Origin of the sequence: Streptococcus sp. 1559 (assembly GCF_013276735.1) — a bacterium.
GTDB lineage: Bacteria > Bacillota > Bacilli > Lactobacillales > Streptococcaceae > Streptococcus > Streptococcus pseudopneumoniae.
Map to the genome: position 1 here is coordinate 1 of NZ_VMLO01000050.1, position 7,321 is coordinate 7,321.

Genomic DNA, 7,321 nt, shown 5'->3' on the forward strand with positions numbered 1-7,321 from the left:
TACAGTTGACAAAGAGCCATAATTTCCATAAAAGTTGACATGGAAATTATAAAACCATTACTAGTTTAGTCCTTTTTGATAACGTGCCAATTCGGCTTGGTTGGCCCAAACATAGTGACCTGGACGGATTTCAACCATGGATGGTTTATCAGTCTCATAGTCGTGTTGACTTGGGTCGTAAACCTTCAAGACCTTCTTACGTTCCAAGATTGGGTCTGGAATTGGTACCGCTGAAAGCAAGGCTTGAGTATATGGGTGAATTGGATTGTTAAACAATTCTTCTGTCTCTGCAACCTCTACAATAACACCCTTGTAAATAACTGCGATACGATCTGAAATAAAACGAACAACCGACAAGTCATGGGCGATAAAGAGATAGGTCAAGCCAAGTTCTTTTTGGAATTTTTTGAGCAAGTTCAAGACTTGGGCACGCACAGAAACGTCCAAGGCTGAAATTGGTTCATCCGCAATAACAAAGTCTGGTTGCATGACCAAGGCACGGGCAATACCGATACGTTGACGTTGACCACCTGAAAACTCATGAGGGTAACGAGTCAAATGCTCAGCAAGAAGACCTACTTCACGGATAATATTTTGAACTTTCTCTTTACGTTCTTCTTCATCCTTAAATAAACGGTGATTGTAAAGACCTTCAGAAATAATATAATCAACAGTCGCACGTTCATTCAAACTTGCGGCAGGGTCTTGGAAAATCATCTGGATTCGACGAATCAATTCCGCAGCTTGTTCACGCGATTTCTTACCATTAATCTTTTGACCCTCAAAAATGATATCTCCATTACTTGTATCATTTAGACCGATGATAGCACGACCAATAGTTGTTTTCCCACTACCTGACTCACCAACAAGCGAGAACGTTTCTCCCTTGTTGATAAAGAAGTTAGCATTTTTAACCGCGACAAACTTCTTACTTCCTTCACCGAAGGAAATTTCTAAATCTTTAATTTCTACTAATTTTTCAGACATTTCCTTCCTCCTAGTCAGCCAGATGGGCAAATCCCATTTTTTCACGGATCTTATCATGGAGATTTGCAATCACAGCTGGTTTTTCTACTTTTGGAGCATCCTCATGAAGTAGCCAAGTTTTAGCCCAATGTGTCTCTGATACTGAGAATTGAGGAGCTTTTTGTTCGAAGTCAATCTGCATTGCATAGTCAGAACGCAAGGCAAAGGCATCCCCTTTCAAGTCAGTATAAAGTGACGGAGGTGTTCCTGGGATTGAGTAAAGATCCCCTTTATCATCAGCAAGCTGAGGCAAGCTAGACAAGAGACTCCATGTATATGGATGGCAAGCGTCATAGAAGACTTCCTCAACAGTTCCATACTCAACGATTTCTCCTGCATACATAACCGCTACCTTATCCGCAATACTTGCTACCACACCAAGGTCGTGAGTGATAAAGATTGTTGTGAAATGATACTCGTTTTGTAAAGATTTTAGCAAATCAATAATCTGAGCTTGAATGGTTACATCCAAGGCAGTTGTTGGCTCATCACAGATCAAGACATCAGGTCGGCAGGCAAGGGCAATCGCAATAACGATACGTTGACGCATTCCTCCAGAATATTGGAATGGGTATTCATCAAAACGTCTATCTGCGTCTGGGATTCCAACTTTATTCATGTAGTCAATGGCCAATTCTTTTGCTTCCTTGGCTGTTTTTCCTTGGTGTTTTACAATAACTTCTGTAATCTGGCTACCAATTGTTTTAATGGGGTCCAAACTAGTCATTGGATCCTGGAAGATAGTCGCAATCTTAGCACCACGAATTTGTTCCCAATCCTTGTGAGAAGATAGATTTGTCAAATCCTGACCACGGTAGTCAATACTACCTTGGGCAATGCGACCATTTTCTTCGAGCATACCTGTGAAGGTCTTTGTCAAAACAGATTTTCCTGATCCTGACTCACCTACCAAGGCTAATACTTCTCCTTCAACTAGTTCAAGGGAAACGCCGCGAATGGCTGTCAATACTTTGTCACGAACGTCAAATTCCACGACAATATCGCGAGCAGTCAAAATTACATTTTTTTCTTTTGTCATTTCTACTCCTATCTATGTGTACGTGGATCACTAGCATCCGCTAAGTTTTGACCAACTACGAAAAGGGACAAGGATACCAAAACAAGGGTTGTCAATGGAATCCAGAACAAGTAAGCATTGGTTGTTACGTTTTGTGAATAATCCGAAATCAAACGACCCAAACTTGGCACGGTAATCGGTAATCCTAGACCGAAGAAAGACAAGAAGGCTTCGTATGAGATAAAGCTTGGAAGCATTTGAGTCATCGTTGTCACAATAACAGATACCAATTGTGGCATAATGTTTTTGGCAACAATCTTCAAGGTTGGTGTTCCCAAAGTACGTGACGCCAAGTTGTATTCCAAATCACGGTAACGCAAGATTTGCACACGGATCATGAAGGCAATCCCAATCCATGTCGTCACACTCATAGCAAAAATCAGATTCCAGAATCCAGCTCCGATTGAGTAAGTCAAGACAATGACAATCAAAAGAGATGGGATGTTTGAGATGACGTTATAAACTTCCATCATGACACGGTCAACTGATTTTGAAATTCCCCAAATACCACCGACAAAAACACCGATAACCAAGTTAATCACTGTCGCAATCACAGAAATAAGGATAGAGTTACGAGCTCCAAACCAGACACCGTCAAAGAGTGATTTACCGTTACTGTCTGTACCGAACCAATGCTCAGCATTTGGCTTGATATAACGAGCACTAAAGTCGTTTACCTTGCTGACATCATTGAAATCAAACTTAGAAAACATTGGGTAGATGAAACTCATCAAAATGATGGCTACCAAGATTCCCAACATGACTACAGTTGATTTTTTCTTCATAAATTGTCTAAACACTGATTTCCAGTAAGAATATGCTGGCGCATCAATAGTTTCAGAGGCAAAATCGTCACGTTTTATAAACTGAAATTTTTCTTTATCGATTGTAGACATTATTTGCCTCCTTTCTCAGTCAATTTAATACGTGGGTCAATAATAGTCATCCAAATATCTCCCAAAAGACGTGAGAAGATAGAAATACATGTAAAGATGAAGACAAGACCAACGACCATAGAGTTATTAGATGCTTTTACAGAGTCAATCAACATTTTACCCATACCTGGGAAGGCGAAGACTGTTTCAGTAAGGGTTGCACCACCGATAACCCCAATAATAGCACCAGGAATTCCTGAAACCAGCGGAACCATGGCATTTTTAAAGATGTGTTTGTTTGAAATTTCTTTTTCAGACAAACCTTTTGCACGAGCGAAACGAACAAAGTCTTGAGATTGCAAGTCAATCATGTAACGACGAATCCAAATAGCTGTACCAGGAGCACCCAACAAACCAAGGATGACTGCTGGTAAAACGTAAGAACGCCAATCTCCAGCTCCCAAGATAGGGAACGAATCTGGAAGACCAATAGATGATCCAATCAATCGAACGATGTAAACCAAGGCAATGGTTGGAAGAGCAAGCAAGAAGGTCAAAGCCCCTGTTGAGAAGCTATCAATCCAAGTGTTCTTGAAACGAGCCATGGCTGAACCAAGTGGCACTGCAATCGCATAAGAAATCACCAAACCAATCAAACCAGTAATAGCAGAGCTGACAATCATAGATGGATATTGGTAATTACTTTCAGTCGCTGTATAAGGATCATCTTTCCCATAGCTAGCTACTTCACGAGAGTCAGCCTGACTAGGTGACTTGTAGGTTCTTGAGTAAATATTTACAGAAGACGTTTTCTTACCTGTTGGGAACTGAACTTGGGCAGTTTTGGTTTGTCCTTGACCTTGAGTAATAACCTGAAGAACTGGTGTATTAGCATAGGTTGGGTAAGAGTCACCTAAATTCAAGTTCACAAAGTTTTGATGAACAAATGGGAACTGACTGTTAAAGTATAAGAGATATTTATGTTTAGTTCCTGAACCGACCAATGACCATCCGATAGCTGGATCATTTTCAAAACGAAGGTAGCGTTTCAAGTCTGGATTTTCAGGGTCTTGGATTTTATTTGTATGGTCAATGTCAATCAAGTTAGCATAGAAGTGAAAAACACGTTCAAAAATGGGGATTTCACGACTAGCATAGAATTGACCACTTTCAGTAAATTCTCCCAAGGTCCAACCATGACCTAATTGATTGATGTACTTTTCATAAATAGCTTTATTGGTCGCATTTGCTTCTACTGTTACAGAAGAATCCATGCTACTTGCCTTTTCTTGCAACTCTTTAGTATCGTAATACTCAATGTAGCCCATACGCTCAAACACAGTATTTTCATAGTTATCACGTTTATCAGCCGTTGTCGCAATTTTATTATAGTTAGGATCCTGCTTGAAAATCAATTTTCGAGGAACCAAGGTATAGATAATCGTGTAGGTCAAAGTCGTCACTAAGAAAATCGAAACCAATGACCGCAAAACACGCATAAAAATATATTTTTTCATATTATTTCCTTTAAAAATCCCAAAAGAACCTTCTCCTCATGGAGAGAAAGTTCTATTAGAAATTATTTACTTCACATGACTTGCCAATTCTTTTTGAGCTTTCTCATTTGATTCAGCTTTTTCTTTCAACCATTTTTCACGAGCTTTTTCATACTCTTTCTTAGTCACCGCTTTATCTTGCAATTTCAAATATTTGAAGTAAACATCTGACCCCTTAGAGCCTGTTTGCGCAGAAGCTCTAGTAAATGGAACAACTCGTGAAAGCACCGGTGCTGCACCAGAAGAAGCCATAGCAGGAATAAAGAGAGAACTATCAGTCAACCATGCTTGAGCCGCTGCATATTTTTCATAACGGACATTCAAGTCGCTTGTCTCTTTGGCAGCTTCATCAACCAATTTATCGTATTCTTTCAAACCAACTTGAACTACTGAAGGGCTATTTGGATTATCAAATCCTAAATATGTTTTTGTAGTTTCACTGCTAGTTGTTTTTAAAATATCCAAGTAAGTAGATGGGTCTTGATAGTCTGGTCCCCATGTAACTCCTCCCGATACATCCCAATCCTCAGATGAAGCATTGGCAGCATAGTAAGTAATATTAAGGAATTCATCACTTGTCATTTGTTGAATATCGACAACGACATTTTCAACACCAAGAACTGTTTCTACAGATTGTTTAAAGGACTGAATACGGGCGATGTAGCCTTTTGATGCTTGGTCTACTGGAACATCCAGATGAATAGGAAACTGAACGCCATCTGCTTCTAAAGCTTTCTTAGCTTTCGCAAACTCTGCCTTGGCCTTGTCAGCATTGAATAAACCATCCTGCCCATCAGCTAAATTCACACCTTTCCACTCATCTCCATAAGCAGGAAGTTGAGCAGCGACTAAATCACCAAAGGTCTTCTCACCAACTGAAACAAAGTCTGGTTTTACAAATAGATTACGAACTGCTAAAGCTGCTCCATCTTTACCATTGATTTGAGCTGAGTAAGCTGAGCGATCAAGAGCAAAATTCAAGGCTTGACGGAAATCTTTGTTAAGCAATGCCTTCTTAGTAGCTGCTTTCTCTGAATCTGTAGTTTTAGAAGTATAGTTGTAACTTTGGCGATCAATATTCACACCCAGACCAGCAATCCCAGAGCCTGGTTGTGTATAATAGATATTGTCCTTGTATTTTTCTGCAACCTTAGAATAGTTGGAGCTGGTAGGGAAAAGACGGGCATAACTATAAGCTCCACTAGTGAAGTTACGCTCTAGCGACTCCTGATCTGAGCCATCATAGTAAGCCAGATTTATAGTATCTAGGTGGACGTTTTCTTTGTCCCAATATTGTTCATTTTTTACAAACTCTACAGAAGATTTTGCAGTCAACCCTTTCAACAAGAATGGCCCATTATAAAGCAAGGATGTCGGATCTGTTGGTTTAGCAAAATCGCTTCCTTTTGATGTTTCGAATTCTTCATTCAGAGGCCAGAAAATAGAATAGGTCAACTTAGAGTTCCAGAACGGTTCAGGCTGGTTCAAAGTGTATTGTAACGTATAATCATCAACCGCCTTGACACCAACTGTTGAAAAATCTGTTGAAGTTCCTGATAGATAATCTGCCAAGCCTTTAACCGAGTTTTCAGCTAGATACATAGCTTCTGATTTTTTATCTGCTGCGTGTTTTAAGCCGTTCACGAAATCTTTAGCCGTCACCTCTGCATATTCTTCTCCATCAGAGGTAAACCATTTAACCCCTTTACGAATCTTATAAGTGTAGGTCAAACCATCCTTAGAGACTTCCCAATCCTCTGCAACTGCAGGAGCAAGATTACCGTAATTATCGTTAGTGAATAAACCATCAATCCCATTTGAAGTCACTACTGTTGTACTATTTTTACTTGAAATCAGGTAGTCCAAGGTTTCTGGGTCTGCTGTATAAACATAGCCATAAGCTTTAGGGGCTGATGAATCAGATGATTTTGAAGAACTGCATGCTGCAAGTACACCTGCTGCTAATAAAACAAGACCTGCTGTAGCAAATACACGATTTTTTTTCATTTTCTACTCCTCTGTTTATGTGAATTATAGATTGACGACCATTATATCATATTATCCATTAAAAATCAAACAAATTTTCAGAATATTTAGGCTTGTTGGCACAAATTTTTCATTTTTTTTTGAATATATGATTCAAATTGTCGTTCGAAGTGTCAAAGACTACAGTGAAAATAGGAAATTTGACGCAGAAACTTTGGAGCTTAGGAAGACATACAGTAAAATAAAATACGGACGGAACAATGTGATTTTGGAATTCAAATTAAATTATAACAATATTAGACTTCCTGCAAAAGAGGATATAGCTTCATGAGTCCTTGATAACCATTGTCAGCCAAGATTTTACCAGCTTGTCCGATATTTCTGCGACTCGTTTTGAACAACTTCATATCATGACAATAGTTCACAGCGATATCCAAAGAAACAATTCTCCCTTGACTTGTGACAATCGCTTGAGCCTTCATAGCGTGGCATTTCTTTTTATAGTCATTTAGTTTTAAAAAGCGTTCCAAACATTCAAAAATAGTTGGGACTTCCCTTAATAAATCTGTTACTTTCTTTTTCAAGATAGCCCAAGCTTGCTCAATAGGATTCAAATCCGGTGAATATGGCGGTAGAGGTAAGAAAAAGTGTTTATCTTGGATGCAGAGTTCATCCAAAATGTTCTTGGGATCAAAACTAGCATTGTCCATGATAATAACATGAGGTGTCTTCAAAGCAGGCAGGAGTTGCGTTTTGAACCACTCCCCAAAGAAATCGCTTGTCCTGCTGTTCTTGTAAAT

6 protein-coding genes and 2 pseudogenes are annotated in these 7,321 nt (G+C 39.3%); 1 reads left to right on the forward strand and 7 read right to left on the reverse strand.

Features of this window, described 5'->3' with window-relative positions; genetic code table 11:
• Positions 1-60: 60 nt before the first annotated feature.
• From HT688_RS07365 to HT688_RS07385, 5 genes are all read right to left on the reverse strand, one after another.
• On the reverse strand, positions 61-987 hold the full coding sequence (locus HT688_RS07365; protein ID WP_101514805.1) for an ATP-binding cassette domain-containing protein: 927 nt from the start codon (positions 985-987) through the stop codon (positions 61-63).
• 10 nt (positions 988-997) lie between these two features.
• On the reverse strand, positions 998-2,065 hold the full coding sequence (locus HT688_RS07370; RefSeq protein WP_000159563.1) for an ABC transporter ATP-binding protein: 1,068 nt from the start codon (positions 2,063-2,065) through the stop codon (positions 998-1,000).
• Between the two features lie 8 nt (positions 2,066-2,073).
• Positions 2,074-3,000: an oligopeptide ABC transporter permease OppC gene (gene oppC / locus HT688_RS07375; RefSeq protein WP_000103690.1), complete on the reverse strand. Its 927-nt coding sequence runs from the start codon at positions 2,998-3,000 to the stop codon at positions 2,074-2,076.
• Positions 3,000-4,496: an ABC transporter permease gene (locus HT688_RS07380; RefSeq protein ID WP_050207981.1), complete on the reverse strand. Its 1,497-nt coding sequence runs from the start codon at positions 4,494-4,496 to the stop codon at positions 3,000-3,002. Before HT688_RS07380 ends, oppC begins: the two co-directional genes overlap by 1 nt.
• 66 nt (positions 4,497-4,562) lie before the next feature.
• On the reverse strand, positions 4,563-6,542 hold the full coding sequence (locus HT688_RS07385; RefSeq protein ID WP_050269502.1) for a peptide ABC transporter substrate-binding protein: 1,980 nt from the start codon (positions 6,540-6,542) through the stop codon (positions 4,563-4,565).
• A gap of 127 nt (positions 6,543-6,669) precedes the next feature.
• On the opposite strand from HT688_RS07385, the gene HT688_RS11825 reads away from it, so the two are divergent.
• Complete coding sequence (locus HT688_RS11825; protein ID WP_078800210.1) at positions 6,670-6,852, forward strand: hypothetical protein; 183 nt, start codon at positions 6,670-6,672, stop codon at positions 6,850-6,852.
• Here the strand turns inward: HT688_RS11825 and HT688_RS11830 are convergent.
• Together HT688_RS11830 and HT688_RS11835 are read right to left on the reverse strand one after the other, a co-directional pair.
• A pseudogene (locus HT688_RS11830) lies at positions 6,827-7,021 on the reverse strand (transposase); the annotation flags it as partial. The gene HT688_RS11825 and the pseudogene HT688_RS11830 overlap by 26 nt on opposite strands.
• Positions 7,022-7,033: 12 nt before the next feature.
• Positions 7,034-7,321 (reverse strand): annotated as a pseudogene (locus HT688_RS11835) (transposase); the annotation flags it as partial.

Excerpts from the sequence above, each read along its gene's own strand:
- HT688_RS11825 (WP_078800210.1), top strand. The coding sequence starts at position 6,670 with ATGATTCAAATTGTCGTTCGAAGTGTCAAAGACTACAGTGAAAATAGG.
- HT688_RS07385 (WP_050269502.1), bottom strand. The coding sequence starts at position 6,542 with ATGAAAAAAAATCGTGTATTTGCTACAGCAGGTCTTGTTTTATTAGCA.
- HT688_RS07365 (WP_101514805.1), bottom strand. The coding sequence starts at position 987 with ATGTCTGAAAAATTAGTAGAAATTAAAGATTTAGAAATTTCCTTCGGT.
- oppC (WP_000103690.1), bottom strand. The coding sequence starts at position 3,000 with ATGTCTACAATCGATAAAGAAAAATTTCAGTTTATAAAACGTGACGAT.
- HT688_RS07380 (WP_050207981.1), bottom strand. The coding sequence starts at position 4,496 with ATGAAAAAATATATTTTTATGCGTGTTTTGCGGTCATTGGTTTCGATT.
- HT688_RS07370 (WP_000159563.1), bottom strand. The coding sequence starts at position 2,065 with ATGACAAAAGAAAAAAATGTAATTTTGACTGCTCGCGATATTGTCGTG.